At 71.1% G+C, this 24534-nt stretch carries 24 protein-coding genes and 1 pseudogene; 18 read left to right on the top strand and 7 right to left on the bottom strand.

The features are described from left to right. Positions 1-228: 228 nt before the first annotated feature. On the top strand, positions 229-768 hold the full coding sequence (locus KBX46_RS31585; RefSeq protein ID WP_210795681.1) for a GNAT family N-acetyltransferase: 540 nt from the start codon (positions 229-231) through the stop codon (positions 766-768). 11 nt (positions 769-779) lie between these two features. Here KBX46_RS31585 and KBX46_RS31580 read toward each other — a convergent pair whose 3' ends face one another. After that, complete coding sequence (locus KBX46_RS31580; protein ID WP_210795679.1) at positions 780-1247, bottom strand: nuclear transport factor 2 family protein; 468 nt, start codon at positions 1245-1247, stop codon at positions 780-782. Positions 1248-1584: 337 nt separating this feature from the next. Here KBX46_RS31580 and KBX46_RS31575 point away from each other — a divergent pair, with 337 nt between their 5' ends. From KBX46_RS31575 to KBX46_RS31565, 3 genes are all read left to right on the top strand, one after another. Then, positions 1585-2808 carry a helix-turn-helix domain-containing protein gene (locus KBX46_RS31575; protein ID WP_374225044.1) on the top strand — a complete coding sequence of 408 codons (1224 nt, stop codon included), beginning with the start codon at positions 1585-1587 and terminating at the stop codon, positions 2806-2808. A gap of 136 nt (positions 2809-2944) precedes the next feature. After that, entirely contained in the window at positions 2945-3112 is a 168-nt protein-coding gene (locus KBX46_RS31570; RefSeq protein ID WP_199176967.1) for a hypothetical protein, read from the top strand. After that, positions 3102-4274 carry a helix-turn-helix domain-containing protein gene (locus KBX46_RS31565; RefSeq protein WP_247668514.1) on the top strand — a complete coding sequence of 391 codons (1173 nt, stop codon included), beginning with the start codon at positions 3102-3104 and terminating at the stop codon, positions 4272-4274. Before KBX46_RS31570 ends, KBX46_RS31565 begins: the two co-directional genes overlap by 11 nt. Before the next feature lie 9 nt (positions 4275-4283). On the opposite strand, the pseudogene KBX46_RS31560 reads toward KBX46_RS31565, so the two are convergent. After that, a pseudogene (locus tag KBX46_RS31560) lies at positions 4284-4605 on the bottom strand (hypothetical protein); the annotation flags it as partial. Beyond that, positions 4592-5494, bottom strand: coding sequence for an NADP-dependent oxidoreductase (locus KBX46_RS31555; RefSeq protein WP_210795675.1), 903 nt, complete (start codon positions 5492-5494; stop codon positions 4592-4594). The pseudogene KBX46_RS31560 and the gene KBX46_RS31555, both read right to left, overlap by 14 nt. Before the next feature lie 106 nt (positions 5495-5600). Between KBX46_RS31555 and KBX46_RS31550 the strand changes: the two genes are divergently transcribed. Further along, a complete protein-coding gene (locus KBX46_RS31550) occupies positions 5601-5999 on the top strand; it encodes a helix-turn-helix domain-containing protein (protein ID WP_141911059.1) in 399 nt (132 codons plus the stop codon). 201 nt (positions 6000-6200) lie between these two features. Further along, positions 6201-6572, top strand: coding sequence for a DUF805 domain-containing protein (locus KBX46_RS31545; RefSeq protein WP_210795673.1), 372 nt, complete (start codon positions 6201-6203; stop codon positions 6570-6572). Positions 6573-6939: 367 nt separating this feature from the next. On the opposite strand, the gene KBX46_RS31540 is transcribed toward KBX46_RS31545, so the two are convergent. Continuing rightward, positions 6940-9084: a prolyl oligopeptidase family serine peptidase gene (locus KBX46_RS31540; protein WP_210795671.1), complete on the bottom strand. Its 2145-nt coding sequence runs from the start codon at positions 9082-9084 to the stop codon at positions 6940-6942. 86 nt (positions 9085-9170) lie between these two features. Here KBX46_RS31540 and mshB point away from each other — a divergent pair, with 86 nt between their 5' ends. The 3 genes from mshB (at position 9171) to KBX46_RS31525 (ending at position 11096) form a co-directional block, all read left to right on the top strand. Further along, a complete protein-coding gene (mshB, locus tag KBX46_RS31535; RefSeq protein ID WP_210795669.1) occupies positions 9171-10097 on the top strand; it encodes an N-acetyl-1-D-myo-inositol-2-amino-2-deoxy-alpha-D-glucopyranoside deacetylase in 927 nt (308 codons plus the stop codon). A 17-nt stretch (positions 10098-10114) separates the two neighbouring features. After that, positions 10115-10549 carry a hypothetical protein gene (locus KBX46_RS31530; protein WP_210795700.1) on the top strand — a complete coding sequence of 145 codons (435 nt, stop codon included), beginning with the start codon at positions 10115-10117 and terminating at the stop codon, positions 10547-10549. Positions 10550-10631: 82 nt separating this feature from the next. After that, entirely contained in the window at positions 10632-11096 is a 465-nt protein-coding gene (locus KBX46_RS31525; protein ID WP_099848448.1) for a hypothetical protein, read from the top strand. Between the two features lie 262 nt (positions 11097-11358). Here the strand turns inward: KBX46_RS31525 and KBX46_RS31520 are convergent, their stop codons facing one another. After that, entirely contained in the window at positions 11359-12471 is a 1113-nt protein-coding gene (locus KBX46_RS31520) for an N-acetyltransferase (RefSeq protein ID WP_210795666.1), read from the bottom strand. Positions 12472-12550: 79 nt separating this feature from the next. Here KBX46_RS31520 and fdxA point away from each other — a divergent pair, with 79 nt between their 5' ends. From fdxA to KBX46_RS31495, 5 genes are read left to right on the top strand one after another with little or no spacing between them, the layout of a single operon-like run. Further along, a complete protein-coding gene (gene fdxA / locus KBX46_RS31515; protein ID WP_091422126.1) occupies positions 12551-12877 on the top strand; it encodes a ferredoxin in 327 nt (108 codons plus the stop codon). Then, positions 12874-13980, top strand: a complete 1107-nt coding sequence (dapC, locus tag KBX46_RS31510; protein ID WP_305798168.1) for a succinyldiaminopimelate transaminase — start codon at positions 12874-12876, stop codon at positions 13978-13980. Before fdxA ends, dapC begins: the two co-directional genes overlap by 4 nt. A gap of 16 nt (positions 13981-13996) precedes the next feature. After that, on the top strand, positions 13997-15025 hold the full coding sequence (locus KBX46_RS31505) for a prephenate dehydrogenase/arogenate dehydrogenase family protein (protein WP_210795664.1): 1029 nt from the start codon (positions 13997-13999) through the stop codon (positions 15023-15025). A gap of 10 nt (positions 15026-15035) precedes the next feature. Further along, entirely contained in the window at positions 15036-15686 is a 651-nt protein-coding gene (locus tag KBX46_RS31500; protein WP_088950072.1) for an SIMPL domain-containing protein, read from the top strand. Then, on the top strand, positions 15686-16333 hold the full coding sequence (locus tag KBX46_RS31495) for a nucleoside/nucleotide kinase family protein (RefSeq protein WP_210795662.1): 648 nt from the start codon (positions 15686-15688) through the stop codon (positions 16331-16333). The genes KBX46_RS31500 and KBX46_RS31495 overlap by 1 nt, the downstream gene beginning before the upstream one ends. Positions 16334-16399: 66 nt before the next feature. Here KBX46_RS31495 and KBX46_RS31490 read toward each other — a convergent pair whose 3' ends face one another. Continuing rightward, positions 16400-16957 (bottom strand): sugar O-acetyltransferase, encoded by a 558-nt coding sequence (locus tag KBX46_RS31490; protein WP_308159756.1) that lies wholly within the window; start codon positions 16955-16957, stop codon positions 16400-16402. Positions 16958-17130: 173 nt separating this feature from the next. Here KBX46_RS31490 and KBX46_RS31485 point away from each other — a divergent pair, with 173 nt between their 5' ends. Then, positions 17131-20454 (top strand): S8 family serine peptidase, encoded by a 3324-nt coding sequence (locus tag KBX46_RS31485; RefSeq protein WP_210795660.1) that lies wholly within the window; start codon positions 17131-17133, stop codon positions 20452-20454. Between the two features lie 51 nt (positions 20455-20505). Here KBX46_RS31485 and dapD read toward each other — a convergent pair whose 3' ends face one another. Further along, entirely contained in the window at positions 20506-21465 is a 960-nt protein-coding gene (dapD, locus tag KBX46_RS31480) for a 2,3,4,5-tetrahydropyridine-2,6-dicarboxylate N-succinyltransferase (RefSeq protein ID WP_141911048.1), read from the bottom strand. A 78-nt stretch (positions 21466-21543) separates the two neighbouring features. On the opposite strand from dapD, the gene dapE reads away from it, so the two are divergent. The 3 genes from dapE (at position 21544) to KBX46_RS31465 (ending at position 24410) form a co-directional block, all read left to right on the top strand. Then, positions 21544-22617 carry a succinyl-diaminopimelate desuccinylase gene (gene dapE / locus KBX46_RS31475; protein WP_099848438.1) on the top strand — a complete coding sequence of 358 codons (1074 nt, stop codon included), beginning with the start codon at positions 21544-21546 and terminating at the stop codon, positions 22615-22617. A gap of 384 nt (positions 22618-23001) precedes the next feature. Next, positions 23002-23865, top strand: coding sequence for a TIGR00730 family Rossman fold protein (locus KBX46_RS31470; protein WP_088950068.1), 864 nt, complete (start codon positions 23002-23004; stop codon positions 23863-23865). Beyond that, positions 23865-24410: a TIGR00730 family Rossman fold protein gene (locus KBX46_RS31465; RefSeq protein WP_088950067.1), complete on the top strand. Its 546-nt coding sequence runs from the start codon at positions 23865-23867 to the stop codon at positions 24408-24410. Before KBX46_RS31470 ends, KBX46_RS31465 begins: the two co-directional genes overlap by 1 nt. The last annotated feature ends 124 nt before the right edge of the window (positions 24411-24534 follow it).

Raw genomic sequence — 24534 nt, 5'->3', positions numbered from 1 at the left:
CGGGGGCCTCGCAGCTCAAGCAAGATCAGTTGTACTGCTCCGCCTGCGTGATCGCATCTCAAACCGCCGGGGCAGCCGTGCTGCAGGCCGTGCGATCTGCGGCAGAAGGGAATGTGTTGCGGCCGTCAGTCAGCGGCTCTCGCGGCCCGGCTCGCCGCCACCCTCAGCGACCTGCGCGAGGACGCTTACCCGGTCGTGGATCTCCAGGCCGGCTGTTAGCGTCGCGGCATGTTCGCCACCGACCGGATCCGACTGCGCCCGCCCACGCCCGACGACGCGCCGAACATGTTCCGCCTCGACGGTGATCCTGAGTTGCACCTGATCACAGACGGCGAGCCGTTCCTGCCGCGCCACGTTGGCCAGGTCCGGGCCAGGCTGGAGAAACAGGTTACCGAGCCGCCCGACGGCCAGACCGCGGTGTCGCTGTTGGCCGAAACTACGGCCGACGGCACGTTCCTCGGTGGCGGCTCGCTGTGGGGGATCAACGCGTTCAACCAGTACGCCCACCTCGGCATCTCGCTGCTACCCGAGGCGCGTGGCCAGGGGTACGGGACCGAAGTGATCCAACTGCTCTGCCGGTACGGCTTCCGCAACCGCAACCTCCGCCGTCTGGAACTGGAGACGCTGGCCAGCAACACCGCCATGCGGCGGACCGCGGAGACCTGCGGCTTCACGCACGAAGGCACCCAGCGGGAGCGCGAGTACGACGGCGACGGCTTCAAAGACATGGTGATCTACGGTCTGCTGCGGCGCGACTGGACGCCGTAGTCGGCCGTGGATCAGGGCTGGGCCGCGCCTTCGATTGTGGTGCTTTGCCGCGGACGAAGCGCGGTCAGCAGACTGTCGAGTTGACCCCAGGCCCGCGCAGTGGAGATGTGGTCGATGTAGTCGCGCGACTCGATGATGAGCCCGTCGCGGATGCGCATCACGAAGACACACGGCACCGTGAACGCCTCGCCTGTCTCGTTGACCCGCCCCTGATAGGCGAACTCGGCGACAATCACCTCCGGGTCGGCCGTTTCATGAATCGTCACGTCTACCGGCTTACGGTTCAGCGTCCGGGCGACCGGAGGGGGCGCGGTGAAGTGCTCGTGCAGCTCAGCGCGGCTGCGCAGCGGAGGCGGGTTGAGCGGGTGGAACGGATGCGTGACATGGGTCTGTTCGGCATACAGGTCAGCCAGGTCTTCGTACGGACCGGCGCAGACACCGTTCACCAACCGGAGGAAGGTTTCGCGTGGGCTACTCATGCCGGGCTTCCTTCGAATCGGTGATGTCACGTGGGGCGTGCCGAGGACCGCGTTCGGGAATAGCCGGCACGCCATCGACGGCACCCTAGCGACCCCAGCCCTCATCTGACTGCCCCGAAGCGCGTTCGTCGGCCGTATCGAAGGCGTTGTCATCGGGCCTGAGCGTGTGTACCGAGGTTCGAGCAGGCGCGCTATCGGTGGGGTGGCACCTCGGTCGGTGGGGCGACTGTGCGCGAGCAGCCGTGCGCGGGACGGTGTTCGGGGCGTCCATGTTCGCTACGTTGGCGTCGTGTCACCGTCGTGTCACACTCGGTGCGGCTGGAATGTCGCGCCCATTGTGAAAGGCGGGCGAACGAGAGATTCGTCCTGGCCGCTATCTGGGGGCGATGTCGTGTCGCATGTCGATCCGCGCTTCGGTGCCCAACTGCGTGCGCTTCGGAGCGAACGCGGACTGTCGTTGCGGGCACTGGGTCAGCTCGCTCACCGGGGTAAGAGCCACCTGCACGATCTGGAGACCGGCGCAAAGGCCCCCACCCCCGAAACGGCGAGCCACCTCGACGAGGTGCTGCGAGCCGACGGGACCCTCGTCCGCCTGGTGAATGAGCCCGTCGACCACGACACCGAGGCCGGGGAGCTGCTGGCTCGGGTGCGGGTCAGCGATGTCAGCGCCGAGACGCTCGCTCGGATCGAGGCGGGTGTGGACGACCTGGCGAGCGCGTACGCGCTTGTGCGGCCGGTTGATCTGCTGCCGCTGGTGCGTCGCCAGTTGGCCTACGTGGGGCGCCTGCTCGATGGTCGCGGGACGTTGGCGCAGCGTCGACGGCTCGTCGTTGCCGGTGGTTGGCTGACCGTGCTGCGGGCGACGGTCCACATCGATCTGCTGCAACAGCCCGCCGCGGGCGCTCATCTGCGCACGGCCATGGCTCTTGCCGAGCATGCTGAGCATCCGGAGATCCAGGCATGGTGTCTGGAGACGCAGGCGTGGGACTGGCTCACCCAGGGCGACTGCCGGCGGGCGATGGACCTGTCGCTTCAGGCGCAGCGGGTGGCACCTCGGGGAAGTTCGGCGTACATCCAAGCCACTGCCCAGGAGGCGCGGGTGTGGGCGCGGTTGGCTGACGTGCGGCGTACGCGTGGTGCGCTGGATCGTCTGGAGCGGTTGACAGCGAACCTGCCGGTGCCGGAGCGGGCCGAGCACCACTACCGGTATGACCCGACGAAGGCGTTGGCGTACACGGCGACCACGCTGTCGTGGGCGGGTGACCCGGCCGCCGAGCAGATGGCCCGTACCGCCTTGGCGGAATTGGACCCACGCGGGGATGGTGGTGAGCGGCCACGGCGCTCGGCTTCCGCCCGTCTGGATCTCGCGGTGGCACTATTGGCCGCCGATCAGCCGGACGAAGCCAGCGTCGTCGCCGCCGACGCGGTCCGGTCGGGACGAGTGGTGTCCTCGAACTGGTGGCGGGCGCGGGAAGTGCTCCGGAAGGTCGAGCACACCGGGACAGCGGAAGCAGCGGCGTTTCGCGAGGTGTACGAGGCGTACCGGCCCGCGACTCGATAGCGGACGGCACGCGCGACCAGCGGACACCCGCTAGCTTTCCGTCACCGCATGTTCACCCGATGCTGTGAGTGAGGGCGGGATCAGTACGAACAGGTCGCCAAAGCGAGACCACCTGCCCCTGCCAGCGGAGGTGGGTATGAGCGGCAACGACGACACCGGTACGCCGAACACGGGCGAGCAGATCGACGCCGCCGAACGGGAAGAAGCCAAGCGCCGGTTGCTCGCGCAGGCCGAGGCGGAGCGGATACCGGCGCAGGAGACGACTCGGGCGTTGCCGGATCGGCGGTGGCGCGATGGGCGGTGACCCGGTGCCGATCGGTCGACGCGTGGCATACCTACGGGTGCGGCGAAGGTTGTCGCAGCAGTCGTTCGCGGATCGGTTGGGCAAGTCGAAGAGCTGGGTGGACAAGGTCGAGCGTGGGGTCCGTTCCCTGGAACGGGTGTCGACCATCCGGGACATCGCGGCGGTGCTGAGGGTCGACGCCTCTGCGCTGCTCGGTCGTGATGTCCAGCCTGTTGGGGTGGCCGAGCAGCGCGAGGGCGTCGCCCGGATTCGGGCGGCGTTGTCGGCGTACGAAATGGCTTTTGGTCGCCCGACGGACCGGGAGGTGATGTCGCCCGTTCGGTTGGCTCGGGAGGTGCGGCACGCGTGGATGACCTTCCAGCACGCCCGTTACCCGCGTCTGGTCGAGCTGCTGCCGGCGTTGGTGACCGAGGTACACCGCGTCCACACACAGGACCCGGTGGCTGCTCGGGCAGTGGTGGTGGAGGCATATCGGGTGACGGCTGCGCTGCTGGTCAAGCTGGGGGAGGGGAGCCTCGCCTGGTTGGCCGCAGACCGGGCGATGTCCGCCGCTGTCGGGCACCCGGTGCTGCTGGCCTGCGCGGCGGTGCAGTTGGGTCAGGCGCTGCGCGCGTCGGCGCGGACAGGGCCGGTGCTGCTGGCCGCCGCTTCCCAGATCGTCCCTGGTACGCCGGAAGAGTTGTCGCTGCGTGGATCGCTGCTCGTGCAGGCCGCTCTGATCGCGGGCAGGGCCGGCGATGCCAGGTTGGTCGGTGAGCTGCTGGACCAGGCCGCCGAGCTGGCCGCTCAGGTGGGCGACGGCCACGACCATCACCGGACGGCGTTCGGTCCGACGGCCGTCGAGTTGGCGCGGGTCGCCGCCGCGGTGGAGTTGGGTGACGGGCCGCAGGCCATCGCCCGACACGAGAAGGCGATCGGGTGGGACGGGTGGCGAGGGCTGCCGGTCGAGCACCGCGCCGCGCACCTGATCGACGCGGCGCGCGCCTACCTCCAGACGGACGACCCCGCCAACGCGGCCCGGGTCCTGTTGCGTGCCGAACGCCTCGCACCCGCCGAGATCCGCGACCGGCCAGCCGTCCGGGACGTGGTTGCCCAGGTCGCCCGCGACCCGGACGCCCCACCGACGATCACCCAGCTCGCCATCGGCCTCGGGGTGCTGTGAGCATGACGGTCAGGAAGTCGATAGGGCGGAAGCGCGCAGTGCCGCAGCCATCCACTCGAACGGGAACCGCTCCGGCGGCGCATTGTTCACGGCGGTGACAAGCTCCATGTACCGGCCGAACGGTCCCTCCGGCGGCGTGCGATCCCACTCCGCGCCCTTGAGCATGTGGTCGGCCGCCTGGATCCGGAACTCAGGCGTGTCCGGTGTCCCGGACCAGGTCGGCCAGCTCGATCCACGCCTCCAGCTGGGCCGCGGTGGGGTGGTCGGGCAGCACGGGTCGGGCCGCCCGCCACCACTCGACCATCCGCTCCGGCAGATCAGGGGACGAGCACCACACCGCCGCGCACGCCGCCCCGAGCCAGCCGGTCATGGGCGGCCGCCGCGTCGGCGAAGGGGTGGACGCCAGCGACCCGGAGCGGGATGTCGCCGCTGGTGACGAGTTTGACCAGCTCGCCCAGCCGGGATCCGTCCGGTAGCACCTCCAGCGCGAAGGTCCGGATTTCCCGCACCGGCTCCGGGCGAAGCGGGGGTGACGCGGCCACGTACCCGCCGCCGTCCCGGACGAGGTCCAGCAGCGAGGAGCCGATCACCGCCAGGTCGACGACCGCGTCGAACGTCCCCGTCGGATCGTCGGCGCGCGACAGGAACGCCGCGCCCAGCGACTCGACGAACTCGCGGTCGTCGGGCCCGGCGAGTCCCGTGGCGTGCAGGCCGGTCGCCCGGGCCAGCGCCAGGACGAACCCACCGACCTGCCCGGCGGCACCGGTGACGAGCACTGTCGAACCCGCGGGGAGCGCGAGCAGGTCGAGGGCCTGGGCGGCGGCGAGGCCATTGGTCGGCAGGGTCGCCGATTCGGTCGCGGGGACGCCGGCGGGCGCGGAGGTCAGCCAGGCGGGGTCGAGGAGTACGTACTCCGCGTGGGCGCCGACAGTGGTTTGCAGCCACGGCGAGAAGCCGATGACCTCGTCGCCGATCCTGAACTCCTCGACCGACGGGCCGACCGCGTCGACGCTGCCGGCAACGTCCCAGCCGGGCGTGTACGGCAGACCGGTCGGCAACGGGGCTGGGAACCGACCGGAGCGGACCATCAGATCGACCGGATGGACGACCGACGCCGCGACCCGCACGCGGACCTGCCCCGGCCCGGGCTCGGGCACCGGCACCTCGGCCACGTGCAGGACCTCCGGCCCTCCGAACTCTGCATAGCTGACTGCGCGCATCGCCGACTCCTTCGTGGGACCTCTTTGATCACCACGACCGTACGAATCATCGGCACTGTCAGTAAGTAGGTACCGTGAAGTGCCTAGGGCACCCAGAGGAGGCGGCATGGCGACGACGAGTGCGGAGCAACGTCGTGAGCAGGCCAAACGCGACTACGACGCGTTCCTGGAACAGTGCCCCACCCGTGAGCTGCTGAGCAGGCTCACCGACAAGTGGGTCGCGTTGGTGATCCCAGCGCTCGTCGACGGTCCGCAGCGGCACGGCGAGCTTGCCCGCCGCATCGCCGGCGTCAGCCAGAAGATGCTCACCCAGACCCTGCGCACCCTGGAACGCGACGGCCTCGTCACCCGCACGGTCACCGCCTCGGTGCCGGTCCGCGTCGACTACGCGCTCACCCCGCTCGGCCATGAGCTGTTCCCGGTCATGATCGCGATCAAGAACTGGGCGGAGACGCACATGGACCGCGTCTTCGACGCCCGGGTTGAATTCGACGCACGCCCCTGAACGCGCGGGTAGGGCGCTGTCGCAGCTGGCGCAGGGCCCGCCAGGTTGTCGCTGGCGACTAGCGCTTGCCTCATTGGTCGGACCGATTGTGGGCGCTGCGGCCACTGCGCTTTGGCTGCTTGGCCATTGACCCCGACTCATCGACCTGTTTGGCTGCCTTCGCGATGACCTTGAGAACCCCTCGATCGACCGGAGATAGTTGTGTCCTTCATTGCCGCAGTCAAGTCCGTCTTTAGTCAGTACGTCGGCTTCACGGGCCGCGCCCGCCGGTCTGAGTACTGGTGGTTCGTCTTGTTCACAGTCATTGTCAGCATCGTCGCGGCCATCCTGGACAGCGCGTTGGGACTGACCTTCGAGAACGGCACGACCGGTTTCATCGGTCTCGTTGTCAACCTGGCGCTGCTGCTGCCGACGCTGGCGGTCGCGGTGCGACGCCTGCACGACACCGACCGGACGGGATGGTGGGTTCTGATCGGCCTGGTACCGATCGTGGGCGCCATCGTCCTCATCGTGTTCTTTGTGTCGGACAGCACGCACGGCGCGAACCGTTTCGGCCCCAGCCCCAAGAGCTGACCGCTGTCCGCGTTGTAACGTCCGCGGATTCAAGATCGGACAGGTCGGTCCCCTTCCGGCAGCGCTGTCGGAAGGGGACTGCCGCCGTTGGGCGTAGGCCTGGATTCCCTACGCTCGGCAGCCAAGAACCGGAAGGCGTCTCCAATGGTCGTGCCTTGCGCGAATGGACCTGCGAGGGCGGCGGCCTTCTCGACAATTCTCTCCTGCTGCGACGGCCGCCGTTCGAGCTGTCGAACACGGTGGCTATTTCAGTCGAACCTCACCCGGCGGGGAGTGCTACGACCCCGACCCGTTCGATGAGCACGTCCGACCCGACGCCGCACCCTTCCCGATTCCTGCCTTCATGGAGCGTTGGTGATCGAGGCGTTCACAGCAGATGGGTACGGAGGAAGTCCAGCTCCAGAGGCAGCAGACGCTCGGCGGTGCCGTTCGCGGCCATGTGCGTGGCACCGGTCAACGGCAGCACGGCGTGCGGGCGGCCGGCGCTCAGCAGGGCTGCGGAGAGCCGCAGCGTGTGCGCCGCCACCACGTTGTCATCGGCCAGACCGTGCACCAGCAGCAACGGGCGGGCCTGGTCCGGGCCGGTGACCGGTTCGGCGGCCATCTCGACCAGCGAATGGTGCGCGTAGACGTCCGTGCCGTCCTCCGGCAACCCCAGATAACGCTCGGTGTACGCGGTGTCGTAGAGCGCCCAGTCGGTCACCGGGGCGCCCGCGATGCCGCATTTGAACAGCTCCGGGTGGCGCAGCACCGCCAACCCGGCCAGCCACCCGCCGAACGACCAGCCCCGCACCCCCACCCGATCCAGGTCCAGGTCGGGGTGCTTGCCGGCGAGTGCGGTCAGCGCGTCGATCTGGTCGGTCAGGATCACGTCGGCCACCCGACGGTGGATCGCCTTCTCGAACGACGGGGCCACTCCCGGCGTACCCCGGTTGTCGATGGTGACCACCGCGAACCCGGTGTCGGCCCACCACTGCCGCTCCAACCACGCGGCCCGCGCCGCCACGACCTCCTGGTGCCCAGGGCCGCCGTAGATGTCCAGCAGCACCGGCAGCCGCCGGCCCGTCACGTGGTTGTCCGGGTAGAGGACCGCCGCCGGCAGCCGCCGGTCGGTCACCCGTTCCAGCAACGGCAGCGGAGAGTACGGGGGAGTCGCGGCGAACGACCGCAGCTCGGCGATCTCCTGACCGCCGCGACGCACCGACCAGCGCACCCCGGCATGGTCCAGCGACGCGACACCGATCGCCAGCACGTCCCCGCCGACGGCGGCCGTGTACCAGCCCGAGTCGGTGGTGAGCCGACGCGCGTCCACCCCACCGCCGATGGTGGTGCGGACCCGGAACAGGTGCCGCTCGCTCGGCTCGCCGTCGCTCGCCTCCACCAGCAGGTCCGCCGGGCCGCTGGCCGCAGCCAGCCGACCCACCACCCGCCGTACGTACAGCGACGGTGGGGTGAGCAGGGTGCCGTCGGCGAACAGGCAGCGTGCGTCGTACCCGTCGTGTGCCAACTCCCCGCCAACCAGCACCCGGCCGTCCGGCAGGTGCGCCGGGGTGCCGGCGATCGGCTCCACCCAGCGCGGGTCGGCCAGCTCCGCGTGCACCTGCGTCTCGCCGGTGCGCGGGTCCACCGCCAGCACCAGCCCGTGCTGCTGCGAGCGGCGCAGCACCGTGATCAACGGGCTGCCCTCGACCCAGCTGACAGCGGTCAGGTACGGGTAGGTCTCCCGGTCCCAGTGCACGTCCACCCAGCCGTCGTCCAGGTCCAGCAGGTGCAGGCTGACCTCGGCGTTCGGCCCACCAGCCCGGGGGTACGCGACGGCGGTCGGCGGACTGGCCGGCTGGGCCGGGTCGTGCAGGTGCCAGCGTTCCAGGCGGGACTCGTCTACCCGGGCGGCGAGCACCATGCGCCCGTCCGGCGCCCACCAGTAGCCCCGGTACCGGCCGAACTCCTCCGCCGCGATGTGCTCGGCCAGGCCCCAGCTCACCCCGGCGTCCTCACCGGCCAGCAGGGTGTCGGTGCCGTCGGCCTCGATCACCCGCAGCTCGCCCCGGCGGACACCCTCGGCCGCGTCGGTCACGTACGCCAGCCGTTGCCCGGTCGGGTCCGGACGGGGGTCGAGCACCGGGCCGACGGTGGCCACCTCGACCACGTCGCCGTGCACCAGATCGGCCCGGAACAACCGCCCCGCCAGCGCGAAGACCGCGACCCGACCGGGGGCGTCCAACGCGTACGAGCCGATGCCTGCGGCGCTCAGCCGCAGCCGCTCCCGCAGCGCGCGCTCACCGGGGGAGAGCGACCGGACGTCCCCGCCCTCACCGAGCAGCGTTGCCGGGTCGGCGACCAGGCGCTCCTCGGCGGTGGCCACGTCCAGCAGCCAGAGCGCGTCCGCCGGGTCCTCCGGCCCCGCGGAGCGCAGAAAGATCACTCGGGAGCCGTCGTCAGCCACGGAGACAGCGCGTGGCGCGCCGTGGCTGAACCGGCGTGTGCGGGCGGCCAGCTCCGGAAAGTCCACAGACCAAATCGTAGAGCCGGACCGGAGGTGATGTGGCCGACCTGGGCGGACGCGTCCACGTCGGCCGGAGCAGAACGCCGGTTAGAGTGACCGTCGTGACGATGCTGCCCGACCGCCGCCTGCTGCTGGTCCACGCGCACCCCGACGACGAGTCGATCGGCACCGGCTCGACGATGGCCCACTACGCCGCGAACGGCGCGCACGTCACGCTGGTGACCTGCACCCTCGGCGAGGAGGGCGAGATCCACGTGCCCGCGCTGGCCCAGCTCGGCGCCGCCGAGGCCGACCAGCTCGGCGGCTACCGGATCGCCGAGCTGGCCGCCGCGTGCGCCGCGCTCGGCGTCAACGACCACCGCTTCCTCGGCGGCGCCGGCCGCTACCGCGACTCCGGGATGATGGGGCTCGCGACCAACGACCACCCCCGCGCCTTCTGGCAGGCCGACCTCGACGAGGCCGCCGGGCACCTCGTGGAGATCATGCGAGAGGTACGCCCCCAGGTGCTGGTCACGTACGACCCGAACGGCTTCTACGGCCACCCCGACCACATCCAGGCGCACCGGGTGGCGATGCGTGCCGTCGAGCTGGCCGCCGCCGAGGGCTGCGCCCCGCTCAAGGTCTACTGGACGGCCATGCCGCTCAGCGTGCTGGAGGCCGGCATGGCCCACTTCGCCGAGTCCGCCGACAACCCGTTCGGCGGCATCGAGGACATCGCCGACCTGCCCTTCGGCACCCCGGACGCCCAGATCGCCGCCCGCATCGACGGGACCGACCAGCACCTGGCCAAGGAAACCGCGATGCGGGCGCACGCCACCCAGATCCCGGCCAACTCGTGGCTCTACTCGATCGCCGGCAACTTCGGCGGCGAGTTCATGGGCGTGGAGTTCTTCACCCTCGCCCTCGGCGAGAAGGGCCCGGGCGTCGGGCCGTACGGCTGGGAGGACGACCTCTTCGCCGGGCTGCCCGAGGAGACCGCCCCGGACCGGTCCCCGGTCGCGGCGGCTGGTCTCCGGTGACCCTGCCCGCCGCGTCGATGACGGTCGTGGACGACCAGGACACCCCGCCTCCGGCGGGGCCGCCGTCGCGACTGCTGGACCTGGGCCTGCGGCTGGTCGGCGCGATCGTCGTGGTGATCGCCGGGGTGGTGACCGGGGTGCTGGAGCTGCTGCTCGCCACGGTCCGCGTCGGTGGGCAGCTGATCGGCGTGTCGGCCGTTCTCGCGGTCGGCGCCAACATCGCGCTGAGCTGGTTCGCGTACGAGGCGGTGGGCCGCAGGTGGGCTGTCGCACTGCCGGCGGTGCCGTGGTTCGCGCTGATGGCGGTGGGCGCCATCCGGACCACCGAAGGCGACCTCCTGCTGTCCGGCGACAACTGGGTCGGCCTGGCGATGATCGTCGCCGGTGCCATGACCTTCGCGGTGATGGGCTTCCGGCAGATCCTCGCCCCACCACACACGCTCGACGGCTGATGACGCCACCCAGGTAGGGGTGGTAAATATTCCTGCCAGAGATGCGGGCCCCGCGACGGGGCGTACGGCAGGAGGTCCTGCGATGGACAGACGGTGGCGTGACGTCGGGGTGCTCGTTGCAGCACTGTTCGCGGTCAACGTGGTCGCCCGACTGATCATCCGGTTCGGTTTCGAGGGTGACGACACCGCAGCCGACCGGGTGTCACTGGCGATGTTCGCGGTGATCGGGCTGATCCTGGCCGTGGTCGCCTTCCGCTGGGCTCGTCGTCGGCCACTGGCGGGCTGGGGAGCCGACATGGCCCTCGTCGTACTGGTCGCGATGCTGTTGACCGTGCTGGTCGGGCCCCTGTTGGTCGGTCACAACCCGTTCGCGGGCGGTGCGGCGACGTTCTTCGCCCAGATCTGGCTCTACCTGCTCGCTGCGGGGGCCGGGGTGCTGGTCGGTTACCTGCTGCTCACCGCACTCGGACGTGACTACCGCTCGCAACAGCTCAAGCGGTACGCCGAGGTCAAGGCCGCGAAACCCCGCCGCGTCGTACGCCGCTGACCCTGCCGCCACGCGCCGCCAGACAGCCGGTCGACCAGTCAGGCGTACGGCCGGGCAGGTGTCCGCCTGCCAGGCCGGTCCGGTGTGCGCGCCTTGATCGACTCGTGTTCCGTGAAGTCGCGGTGTCCGGGCCGTGATCGACTCGCGTTTCGTGAAGTCGCGGTGTCTGAGGCGTGTGGATGCCGCGATTCCCTGAAAGCCGAGTGGATCAGCAAGGCCGAGTGGATCGGCGCGTCTGTCGAGCCGTCAGGGGTGGTTGGGGTCAGTGCGGGGCGACCCGGGTCAGGTAGGTGTGGTGAGTGACGAAGCCGAGCCGCTGGTAGAGGGCGACCGCCGCGGTGTTGTGCTGCTCGACCTGGAGGAACGCGCGCGTCGCACCGGCGGACACGCCCCAGGCGGCCAGCTCGTCGATCACCTGGCGGGCCAGCCCCTGCCGGCGGGCCTCGGGTGACACCTCGATCAGGCTGAGGCCCAACCAGCGCCCCTGGCCGGTCACCGTGGCCCGGCCGACCGCCACCAGCGTGCCGTCGACGTACCCGTGGGCGAAGCGGACCTGGTCCACGGCGGTGAGCACGTGCCGGGCGGCGTCCGGCAGGCCGCCCTTGCGGCCGGCGGCGAAGGCCAGCCACCCCTCGCTCGGCGCGGTGGCCAGCTCAACGACCACACTTTCCCACCGGCCAGCCTGGCCAGCAGCGGCGCCGGCTTGCCCACCAGCCAGCCCGGCCTGCTCACCAGCCAGGCCAGCCTGGCCACCAGCCGCGTCGGCCTGCCCACCAGCCGCGCCGGCCTGCCCATCGGCCAGCTCGACGCGCCCGGCAGCGGGTGGGGTGTCGACGGACGACGGCGCAGGCAGGGGGAGTGGCGCGGTCTGCACCAGTGTCGGCGGGCGGGCGGTCCAGCCACGGGCGTCCAGCTCGGTGCCCACCGGTGCGGCGAGTGGGAGCGGCGTGTTGATCATCGCGGGTTGGCCCTGCTCGGCGTACCAGCGCTCGACCTCGTCCACGGCGGCGGCCAACGGGCGGTCCGGGTCGCCGATCGGCAGCGCGGAGTTGGCTCGTCCGGTCCAGCCGTCCGCCGAGCGGAGCAGCCAGTCACCGATGCGGCCCCGCGTCGGCGCCGGCCAGGCCTCGTCGGCGGCGCGTTCCAGCGCCACCACTGCTGCCGCGGTCGGCCGGCGGGTCGGTGGCACCCGCTTGGCGCGGTGGACCTGTGTCACCGGGACTCGCAGCGGGCCGTGCGCCGTGGCCAGCGTGAGATGAGTCTCGCTCAGCTCCACCAGCTCGCCGAGAGCATCGGAGAATAGCGGTCGACCTTCGCGAATCCCCACAATCCGGCGAACCACGATCCGGTGTCCCACATCCTGCTGTCGGAGCACGATCGACCCCCTCCCCGGCGAGATACTAGGCTCTTACCGTCGCGGGAGATCGCGACGTGTCTTGCGGAGGAGAAGACCGGTGACCTACATCATCGCCGAGCCGTGCGTGGATGTGCTCGACAAGGCATGCATCGAGGAGTGCCCGGTCGACTGCATTTACGAGGGCAATCGGATGCTCTACATCCACCCCGACGAGTGCGTCGACTGTGGTGCCTGTGAGCCCGTCTGCCCCGTGGAGGCGATCTTCTACGAGGACGACGTCCCGGAGCAGTGGAAGGACTACACCGGCGCCAACTACGAGTTCTTCGAGGAGCTGGGCTCGCCCGGTGGTGCCTCGAAGATCGGCAAGGTGGAGAAGGACGCCACCTTCGTCGCCGCGCAGCCGCCGCGCGGCGAGGGCCACTGAACCGGCCCGCGCCGGTCTCGTCGCGGCTGCCCGAGTTCACCTGGGACACCCTGGACGCCGCGGCCACCCTGGCCGCGGCGCATCCGGAGGGCCTGATCAACCTCTCCATGGGCACGCCGGTCGACCCGGTGCCCGAGGTGATCCGGCGGGCGTTGGCCGACGCGTCCGATGCTCCCGGTTACCCGCTGACCGCCGGCACGCCGGCACTGCGGGCCGCGATCGCGGCGTGGGTGTCCCGGGCCTGTGGCGCCGGCGTCGACCGTCTCGGTGTGCTGCCGACCATCGGCTCGAAGGAGCTGGTCGCCTGGCTGCCCACCCTGCTCGGCATCGGCCCGGGTGACGTGGTGGTGGTGCCGTCGATCGCGTACCCCACCTACGAGGACGGGGCCCGGCTGGCCGGTGCCACCGTCGTTCGTACCGACTCGCTCACCTCGGTCGGGCCGACCTCGCGGGTCCGGTTGGTCTGGGTCAACTCGCCCGGCAACCCGACCGGTCGGGTGCTGCCCGCTGCGCACCTCAAGAAGGTGGTCGACTGGGCGCGGGAACGCGGCGCAGTGGTCGCCAGCGACGAGTGCTACCTGCCGCTGGGCTGGTCGGCCGAGCCGGTCTCGGTGCTGTCCCCGCAGGTCAGCGGCGGCAGTTACGCCGGAGTGCTCGCTGTGCACTCGCTGTCCAAGCGTTCCAACCTGGCCGGCTACCGGGCCGGCTTCGTCGCCGGTGACCCGGCGCTCGTCGCCGAGCTGCTGAAGGTCCGCAAGCACGCCGGCATGATCGTGCCCGCACCCGTGCAGGCGGCGATGGTGGCGGCACTGGAGGACGAGCGACACGCCGAGGAGCAGCGGGAGCGCTACCGCGCCCGGCGAGAGGTGCTCGCGGCCGCGTTCACCGGTGCCGGGTTCACCGTCGAACATTCCGAGGCGGGTCTCTACCTCTGGCTCACCCGAGGTGAGGACTGCTGGGACACGGTCGACTGGCTGGCTCGGCGGGGCATCCTGGTCGCCGCCGGCATCTTCTACGGCCCCACCGCCGGGCAGCACGTCCGCGTTGCGCTGACCGAGTCCGACGAGCATGTCGCGGCGGTCGCCGGCCGGCTGCGGGCCTGACCCCGGGCGGCCGGCGATGACCGACGGCGCGACCGGGCGGTACGCCGGGGTGCGGGCGGCGGTGATCGGTACTGGCCTGATCGGCGGCTCGGCGCTGTTACGCCTGGCCGAGGCCGGCCTGGACGTCGTCGGATGGGATCCCGACCCGGCTACCCGGGAGCGGGCCCAGGACCGGGGAGTGGTCGCCCCGGCCACGATCGAGCAGGCTGTGGCCGGGCGGGACGTGGTGTTCCTCTGCGGCCCGCTGCCTACTCTTGCGGGCACCCTGGCCCTGGTGGCCGAGCTGACCGCGCCCGGCTGTGTGCTCACCGACGTCGGCAGCACCAAGGTCGAGGTGGCCGAGGCGGCCGACCGACTCGGGCTCACCGACCGGTTCGTCCCCGGGCACCCCATGGCCGGTGCGGAGTCCGCCGGTCTGACCGCCGCCTCGCCGACCCTGCTGGCGGGTGCCGCCTGGGTGCTCTGCCCGGCGCCGGGCACCGCGACCGACGCCTTCCGCTGGCTGACCGGGCTGCTGGTCGAGCTGTTCGGAGCCCGGGTCGTGCCGATGTCCGCGTCGGCGCACGACTCGGCGGCCGCGCTCGCCTCGCACGTGCCGCACCTGCTGGCGGGCGCGCTGGCCGGGGCGACGCAGCGGGCGCCGCTGCGCGACGCGGTGCTGACGCTGGCGGCTGGCAGTTTCTCCGACGGCACGCGGGTCGCCGGCACACCGGCGGAGCGGACCGCGAACATGCTGCTCGGCAACCGCGACCGGGTCCTGCACGAGCTGGACGAGGTCCGCGCCTTCCTGGACGGGCTGGCCGCCGCCCTTCGGGCCGGCGACGCGCCAGCGCTCATCGCCCGGTACGCGGAGGCGAGAGCGGCCCGGTCGGCGCTGTCGGGTCGGCGGTTGGCCGGTCAGACCCGGGAGTTCGCTGTCGACGGCGACCACGACGCCGAGGTGACCTGGCTGCACGGGTTGGGTGACGTCGGCGGGCACCTGACCGGGTGTCAGGTCGGCTCCGGGACGGTTTCCTACACCGCGTGGCTTCCCGTGGCTGACTAGGCTGACAGGCATGGCGATGGACGGCCCGGTGGTGCAGGTGCGCGGCGAGGTGACCCGGGAGGTGCCGCCCGAGCTGGCCCGGTTCGCGGTCACGGTGACAGCCCGTGGTCGGGATCGGGAGGCGACGTTGACGCAGCTCGCCGAGCGGGCCGCCGCCGTCCGGGTGCTCTTGGACGGTTCCGAGCCGGCGGTGGCCCGGCGGGAGACCGGCGACCTGTGGGTCCGGCCGCAGACCAAGCGCTCGGGCGAGCGTGTGGTGGGATGGCTCGGCAGCGTCACCACGACGGTCACCGTCACCGACTTCACCGCCCTCGGTGAGCTGATGCTCCGGCTGGCCGACCAGGACCAGGTCTCGGTGAGCGGTCCGTGGTGGGAGCTTCGTCCGGACAGCCCCGTGCACCGCGAGGCGCGACACGCCGCGATCCGCGACGCACTGCTGCGGGCCCGGGAGTACGCGGAGGCGCTCGGCGCCCGGGTCACCGCTCTGATCGAGCTGGCCGACACCGGCCCGGCCGACCGGCCGATGTTCGCCCGGGCGGCGTTCGCCGGGGGTGGCGGCGCGGGTGGTGGCCCGCCGGAGCTTGAGCTGGACCCGCAGCCGCAGACCGTGCAGGCGGCGGTGCAGGCGCGGTTCACCATCAGCGATCCGGTTCTCGACTGATGCCGCCGGCCGAGGTGCTGTCCGTCGACGAGCTGGTGGGACGGGCGTTGGTGCTGGCCGAGGCCGGCCCACGGCAACTGCTCGGCATCGCCGGGGCGCCGGGTGCCGGCAAGTCCACGCTGGCCGAGTTGATCGTGCGCGAAGTCGGGCCGACCGCTCGCCTGGTGCCGATGGACGGCTTCCACCTGGCCCAGTCGCAGTTGGACCGGCTGGGCCGCGCCGACCGTAAGGGCGCGGTGGACACCTTCGACGCCAACGGGTACGTCTCGATGCTGCGCCGGTTACACCGCCTGGAGCCGACCTCGGTCTACGCGCCGGAGTTCCGGCGTGAGCTGGAGGAGCCGGTGGCCGGGGCGATCGAGGTGCCGCCGTCGGCGCGGCTGGTGGTGACCGAGGGCAATTACCTGCTCCTGCCGGACTACCCGTGGCAGGAGATCCGGCCGCTGCTGCACGAGGCGTGGTTCCTGGACCTGGACGCCGAGCTGCGCCAGCGCCGGTTGACGGCCCGGCACGAGGCGTACGGTCGATCACCGGAGCAGGCGCGGGCCTGGGCGTTGGGCAGCGACGAGTCGAACGCGGCCCTCATCACCCCCACCGCCGACCGTGCCGATCTGGTGGTCCGCCTGTCGGAGCCCCCGGCGGCCTGACCGGTCGGCGCGGCCTGAGCGTCCGGGCCGGACTCGGCTTGACCGGCCCGTCGAGGGCCGCCGCAGTCAGTCCAGTTCGCGGACCGGCCGGGCCGGGTTGCCGACCGCGACCACGTTTGCCGGTAGGTCCCGGGTGACCACCGCGCCCGCGCCGACGACGGTGTTCGCACCGATCGTCACGCCGGCCAGCACGATCGCGCCACCGCCGAGCCAGACGTTGTCGCCGATGGTGATCGGCTTGGCGGCCTCCCACTTGTCCCGTCGCGGACCGGGCTCGACCGGATGCGTCGGGGTGAGCAGTTGGACGTTCGGTCCGATCTGGACGTCGGCACCGATGGTGATCGGTGCGACGTCGAGGAAGACGCACTGGTAGTTGACGAAGCTGCGGGGCCCGATCCGGATCTGCCAGCCGTAGTCGCAGTGGAACGGCGGGCGGATCCAGGTGTCCTCGCCCAGTTCGCCGAGGAGTTCACCCAGTGCCGCGATCCGGGCCTGTGGATCGGCCGCGGGACTGGTGTTGAAGCGCTCCATCAGTCGTGCGGCGCGGTCCAGGTCGGCGATGATCTCGGGATCGTCGGCGATGTATGGCTCGCCGGCGAGCATCTTGTCCTTCATGGAGGTCACCGCCCGATCATGCCGGCCCGGTTCGTCGGCTCGTGGCGGGTCCGTCATTTTTAGGACTTCATTCTGCATACCCAGTATGCAATTCTGGGTTGTCAATGTGACTCTCATCCATCAAGACGCTTGACGAGGAGGATCCGTTGCACCAGGGAAGAAGATTGGCCGCCCTCGGCCTCGTGTTCACGCTTGCGCTCTCCGCGCCGGCTCCCGTCTCAGCCGCAGCCGCCGTGCCCGCCCCACCGGGTGGCACCGACCAACAGTCCACTCCGGGTGGACCCACCGCCAACCGCTCGGTCACCGTCACGCTGATCACCGGTGACCGGGTCACCGTCACCGCCTCAGGCGCCTCGGTCCGGCGCGGTGCCGGCCGCGAGGACGTGCAGTTCCTGGTTCAGCGCGAGCGCGGTCGACTCACTGTGACACCGACGGACGCGCTGCCGTTGCTGCGCTCGGGCCGGGTGGACCGGCGACTCTTCGACGTCACCGGCCTGGTCGAGGCGGGTTACGACGACGCCCACCGCAAGACCCTGCCCCTGCTGGTGGCGTACGGCTCGACGGGCGCCGCCCGGCGTGCCACGGCCGCTCTGCCCGGCACGAGGGTGACCCGCGACCTGCCGGTGATTGGCGGCGCCGCCCTGAGCAGCGACAAGTCCTCCCTCGACGCGGTCTGGGAGACGGTCACCACCGGTCCCGCTGGGGCCCGGCTCGACGCGGCGGGGGGCGTCGAGCGGATCTGGCTGGACGGCCATCGACGGGTGACCCTCGACCACAGCGTGCCGCAGATCGGCGCGCCCGCGGCCTGGGCGGCCGGTTTCACCGGGGCGGGAGTGTCCGTCGCGGTGCTGGACACCGGCGTCGACGCGACCCACCCGGACCTGGCCGGCAAGGTGGCCGAGGCGCGCAACTTCACCGAGGTCGCCGACGCCCGGGACACGGTCGGCCACGGCACCCACGTGGCCTCGACCATCGCGGGCACCGGCGCGGCCTCCGGCGGCAAGTACCGGGGTGTGGCGCCGGACGCGACGCTGCTGGACGGCAAGGTCTGTGAGGACGCGGGCTGCACCGACTCGGCGATCCTCGCCGGCATGCAGTGGGCCGCGGTGGAGAAGAAGGCCGCAGTGGTCAACATGAGCCTCAGCGGCTGGGACACCCCGGAGGTCGACCCGGTCGAGGAGGCCGTGCAGACCCTGACCGCCCAGACCGGCACGCTGTTCGTCCTCGCCGCCGGCAACGACGGCTCGGACGGTTCGGTCGGCTCACCGGCCAGCGCCGACGCCGGGCTCGCTGTGGGTGCGGTGGACCGCGACGACGAGCTGGCCGACTTCTCCAGCCGGGGACCGCGAGTCGGCGACGACGCGTTGAAGCCGGACATCACCGCGCCCGGCGTCGACATCGTCGCCGCACGGTCCGCCAACGGCTTCATCGGCGATCCGGTGGGGGACCGCTACGTCACCCTCTCCGGCACCTCGATGGCCACCCCGCACGTGGCCGGGTCGGCCGCGCTGCTGGCTCAGCAGCACCCGGGATGGCGGGCCGACCGGCTCAAGGCCACCCTGATGGCCGCCGCCAAGCCACACCCGGACCAGACCGCGTACCAGCAGGGTGCCGGGCGGGTCGACGTCGCACACGCGATCACCCAGCAGATCACCAGCGACCCGGTGAGCGTCTCGTTCGGGCGCACGCTCTGGCCGCACGGTGACGACACCCCGATCACCCGCACGGTGACCTGGCGCAACGACGGTCCGGCCCCGGTCACCGTGGACCTGACCATCGAGGGCGCCGGCCCCGGCGGCCGGGCGCTGCCGGCCGGCCTGTTCGTCCTGGGCGCCAACCAACTCACAGTGCCGGCGGGCGGCACGGCCGCCACGACCGTCACCACGGACACCCGGCTCGGCGACGCCGACGGTTACTGGACCGGGCGGATCGTGGCCCGGTCCGGTGCGGCGGTCGCTGTCACCCCGCTGGCCGTGAACCGGGAGGTGGAGAGCTACACGCTCACCGTGGAGCACCTGAACCGCGCCGGCGCGCGCACCGCGGACCACTGGACCCTCCTGCTCGGGATGGACACCTATGGCTCCTGGAACCTCGTCAGTTCCGACGGGGTGGCCACCGTTCGGGTGCCCAAGGGCCACTACGGCCTGAGCGGTCTCGTCTTCGAGCCCGGACCGGACGATGAGCAGCGCGGGATGTCCTTGTTGATGCAGCCCGTGCTGACCATCGAGCGGGACACCCGCATCGTCGTAGACGCTCGCCGGGCCAAGCCGGTGCGGACGACCGTTCCGGACCGGAGCGCCGTTCCGCAACTGATCGACCTCAGCGGCAACTTCACGGCCGACGACGGCAGTGGGTACGGCGTCGGGCTCTGGGCGGAGACGTTCACCGGCCTGACCAGCGGTCAGATCGGCAAGCCGGTCCCCGCCGACAAGTTCGTGGCCACCGTCAGCAGCCAGTGGACCCCGGCGGAAACGGCCAACAGCCCGTACCTGTACGCGCTGGCCGAAGCGGTCCCTGGCCGGATGCCCACGGGGTTCGTCCGGGACTACACCCGACGGGACCTGGCCACCGTCGTGCACCAGTTCCGCGGTGACTACCCGGGCATGGTGGCCGAGCGGATCGTGTTCCCCGTGCTGGAGTACAACGTCGGCGGCTCCGCCCTGATCCTCCCCACCGCCGTGCCTGGCCAGCGGGTCGAGTACTACAACACCAAGGGTGTGCAGTGGGAGTCCGAGATCGACTTCGGAAAGCGGGACGAGGAGGGCTGGTTGAACGTGCAGGCGGCGCTCTTCTCCGTCCCCACCGCGTACCGGGCCGGGCGGACGGTGCAGGAGATCTGGAACCAGTCGCCGTACTCGCCGTCCTTCCCGAAACCGCGCTGGCCGGAACAGAGCGTCAGCCGGGTCGGCGACACCATCCTGGTCGGCGTGCCGATGTTCAGCGATGCGGCCGGGCACCCGGGCGCCTCGCTGACCGACAGCGAGCACACCACGCTGTGGCGCAACGGCAAGCTGGTCGGTGAGAGTGAGTACGCCGGCTCCGGAGAGTTCACAGTGCCACCGGGCGCGGCGGACTACCGGCTCGTCACGTCAGCGAAGCGGAGCTTCACCGACCTGAGCACCGAGGTGGAGTCCAGCTGGACCTTCCGGTCGAGGCACGTCGCCGGTGAGACGCCGGCCCGATTGCCCCTGTCGGCGGTGCGCTTCGCGCCGCAGCTGGGGGTCGACAACAGCGCTCCGGCCGGTCAGGGCTTCGTCGTACCGGTACGGGTGCAGCGCCAGCCCGGTGCACCGGCCAGCCGGGTGGAGAAGCTCGCCGTCGACGTCTCGTACGACGGTGGGAAGACCTGGGGCAAGGCGAAGCTGGTCCGCACCTCGGCCGACGGCTGGTCGGCGCTGTTGCGGCACCCGGCCGGGCCCGGCTACGTGTCGCTGCGGGCCACCGCTCGGGACACCGCCGGCAACACGGTGACCCAACGGATCATCCAGGCGTACCGGTTGCGCTGAGGCGTACCCCGTCCGGGTCCGCGGCCGAGTGCCGCGGACCCGGCGGGTCCGTCAGTCGTTGGCGTGCAGGGCGGCGTTCAGCTCGATGCCCCGGCCGGTGCGCGGCCGGGCCTCCAACGCGCCGTTCACGGAGTTGCGCCAGAACAGTAGGCCGTCGACGCCGGACAGCTCCCGGGCCTTGACCACCCGGCCGTCCGGCAGCGTGATCTTCGACGCGGCGGTGATGTAGCAGCCCGCCTCGACTACGCAGTCGTCGCCGAGGGAGATGCCAACACCGGCGTTCGCGCCGATCAGGCTGCGCTCGCCGATGCTCACCTTCTCCGTGCCACCACCGGAGAGCGTGCCCATGATCGAGGCGCCGCCGCCGACGTCGGAGCCGTCGCCGACCAGCACGCCCTGCACGATGCGCCCCTCCACCATCGAGGTGCCCACGGTGCCGGCGTTGAAGTTGACGAAGCCCTCGTGCATCACCGTGGTGCCAGCGGCCAGGTGCGCGCCGAGGCGGACCCGGTCGGCGTCGGCGATCCGCACACCGGAGGGCACCACGTAGTCGGTCATCCGGGGGAACTTGTCCACCCCGTACACGGACAGGTGCCGGCCGGCCGCGCGCTCGATCACCCGCAGCTCGTCCACCCGCTCCGGCGGGCACGGCCCGGCGGACGTCCAGGCCACGTTGGCCAGCTTGCCGAAGATGCCGTCGAGGTTGAGCTGGTTGGGTCGCACCAGGCGGTGCGAGAGCAGGTGCAACCGGAGGTACGCGTCGGACGCGTCCTTGATCGGGTCGTCCAGCGAGCCGATCACGGTGACCACCTGGACGGTACGCAGACCAGGCAGCGACCGGTCACCGAGCGCGGCCGGCGGCAGGTCGAGCACGTCCGCCTTGTCCTCGCCGGAGACCAGCGGCAGCTCACCCAGGCCCAGCTTGCCGGTCGGGTACCAGGTGTCGAGCACCTGCTCGTCGGCGGTGACCGTGGCCAGGCCGATGCCCCAGGCGGAATCTGCGGACGTCACTGTTACACCTCTCGGTCACGGCCGAGCTGACCTCGGCTCGCTCCTCGCGCTGACAGACCTGAAGGTACCGTGCGATTCATGGAGAACCCGCTGACCCCCGAGGTCCTCGCCGATCCGGTGCAGCTGACCCGCGCTCTGGTCGACATAGAGTCCGTGTCCCTCAACGAGAAGGCGATCGCCGACTGCGTCGAAGAGGTGCTGCGGGGCGTACCGCACCTGACCACCCACCGACACGGCAACACGGTGATGGCGCGCACCGACCTCGGTCGGTCGCAGCGTGTCGTGTTGGCCGGGCACCTCGACACGGTGCCCCTGAACAACAACTTCCCGTCGACCATGCGTGGCGACCTGATGTACGGCTGCGGCACCTCCGACATGAAGTCCGGCACCGCGTACGCGCTGCACCTGGCGGTGACGCTGCCCAACCCGCGCTACGACGTGACGTACTTCTTCTACGAGGCTGAGGAGATCGAGTCGCGGTACAACGGGCTCAACCTCGTCGCCCAGGCGTTCCCGCAGTGGCTGGAGGCGGACTTCGCGGTGCTGCTGGAGCCGACGTACGGCATCGTCGAGGCGGGCTGTCAGGGCACCATGCGCTCGGTGGTCACCACGACCGGGGTACGCGCCCACTCGGCGCGCTCCTGGCACGGGGTGAACGCCATCCACGCCGCCGGTGAGGTGCTGCGGCGGCTCCAGACGTACGAGGCGCGGCGGGTCACCATCGACGGCTGCGACTACCGCGAGGGCATGAACGCGGTGCGGATCAACGGTGGGGTCGCCGGCAACGTGGTCCCCGACCACTGTGAGGTCGAGGTCAACTACCGGTTCGCCCCGGACCGCAGCCCGGCCGAGGCGGAGGCGCACCTGCGGGAGGTGTTCGCCGGCTTCGAGGTGGTGGTGACCGACACCGCGCCGGGCGCTGCCCCCGGGCTGGAGGCGGCCCCGGCGAAGGAGTTCCTGGCGGCGGTCGGTGCCGCGCCGATCGGCAAGCTGGGCTGGACGGACGTGGCCCGGTTCGCGGCCATGGGCATCCCGGCGCTGAACTTCGGCCCCGGCGACCCGAACCTCGCCCACCACCCCGACGAGCACGTCGAGATCAGCAAGATCCGCGACGGCGCGGCAACCCTGCACCGCTGGCTGGCACCAGCCTGACCCTCCTGGTCGCCCCGTCGCGTCCAGTCGCTCCGGTGATCAAGAGGTTTGCGTCAGCCTGGCCCGTTGTCGGCGACGCAAACCTCTTGATCAGCTCCGGGTGGTGCGGGGGTTGTGGGGGAGTTGGAGGTTGGGTCTTGCTCACGGATGCGGCGGCGCTCGGCCACCACGTCTCGGATCCGTCGCTGCATCTGGCGACGGATCCGGATCATCTCGTTGTTGCTGATCACGCTGTCTCCTCCCCCGAAGGCGCGCGCCCGGGCATACCCGGTATGTGAATAGTAAGACGTACGGGGGAGCCGAATAGTTGCCCATGATCCCGAACTATTTCTCGGCGTCCCCGCCCCGCACACCCGGCCGGTGTCGCTCCACTACGGTTGCCCCATGAGCCAGAACAACGGGCGGGAGGCCGGTCGCGGTCCGGGACAGGAGCGGCACCGGGGCGCTGTCACTCTGCGCAGAGGGGCGATTCCGAGCAGCACCGCCGACCAGCGGTTGCTGGATTCACGTGGGCGGGGCGACTGGAAGACCAAGGACGCCTGGCGTGCGCTGCGCATCCTCTCCGAGTTCGTCGAAGGCTTCGACACCCTCGCCGACCTGCCACCGGCGGTCAGTGTGTTCGGTTCCGCCCGCAGCGGACCGGACAGCGCGGAGTGCCAGCTGGCCGAGCAGTTGGGCGGCGCGCTGGCCCGGGCCGGCTACGCGGTGATCACCGGGGGTGGGCCGGGGGTGATGGAGGCCGCCAACCGTGGTGCCAGCGAGGCCGGTGGGCTCTCCGTCGGGCTCGGCATCGAGCTTCCGTTCGAGCAGGGCATCAACGAGTGGGTCGACCTCGCCATCGACTTCCGCTACTTCTTCGCCCGCAAGACCATGTTCGTGAAGTACGCGCAGGCGTTCGTCGTGCTGCCCGGTGGCTTCGGCACGATGGACGAGCTGTTCGAGTCGCTCACGCTGGTGCAGACCGGCAAGGTGACCCGGTTCCCGGTCGTGCTGATGGGGGTCGCGTACTGGCAGGGGCTGCTCGACTGGATGCGCGACACGATGGCCGCCGACGGCAAGATCGGCCCGGTCGACCTGGAACTGATCTGTCTCACCGACGACGTCAACGCCGCGGTCCGCCACATCGTCGAGGCGGAGGCCGCGCTCTCCGTCGAGCAGGAGGCGGTTCGTGACGAGGCCGTCGCCCGCACCGGCGCCGACCAGCAGGCCGCCGCCGAGCAGGCCGCCGATCAGCCACGGGACAACTGATGGCGGCGATCTGCGTCTTCTGCGCCTCGTCCCGCACCCTCGACCAGCGCTGGTTGGACCTGGCCGCCGAGACCGGCGCGGAGCTGGCCCGGCGCGGGCACACGCTGGTCAGTGGTGGCGGCTGCGTCGGCATGATGGGCGCGCTGGCCGACGGTGCCCGATCCGCCGGTGGGCGCACCGTCGGGGTGATCCCACAGTCGCTGGTCGATCTGGAGGTCGCCGACCTGGCCTCGGACGAGCTGCTGGTGACCGACTCGATGGACAGCCGCAAGACCCTGATGATCGAGAAGTCGGACGCGTTCCTCACCCTGCCCGGCGGGCTGGGCACCCTGGACGAGCTGTTCGAGGTCTGGACCACCGCGACCCTCGCCCTGCACACCAAGCCGATGGTGCTGATCGACACCGACGGGTTCTACCGCCCCCTGCTGGACTGGCTCGACGCCCTCGCCGACCAGAACTTCCTCAAACCCGCCGGCCGCAATCTCCTGACAGTGACCACCACGGTCCCCGAAGCCCTGAACGCCCTAGAGTCCCGCCTAACCTGACCCCCTGCCCTGCCCTCCCCCCTGCCCGGGCGTCCTCACCCTGTTGATCATGAAGTTTGCGTCACCGCCGTCGGCGTGTCGCGCCGCTAACTTCATGATCGACGGAGGTGGATGGGGTGGGGTT

It is taken from the genome of Micromonospora sp. C81 (assembly GCF_018070425.1).
GTDB classification, from domain to species: domain Bacteria; phylum Actinomycetota; class Actinomycetes; order Mycobacteriales; family Micromonosporaceae; genus Micromonospora; species Micromonospora zamorensis.
The sequence above is the reverse complement of the archived record's forward strand: the minus strand, read 5'-3'. Positions and strand labels throughout refer to the sequence as shown.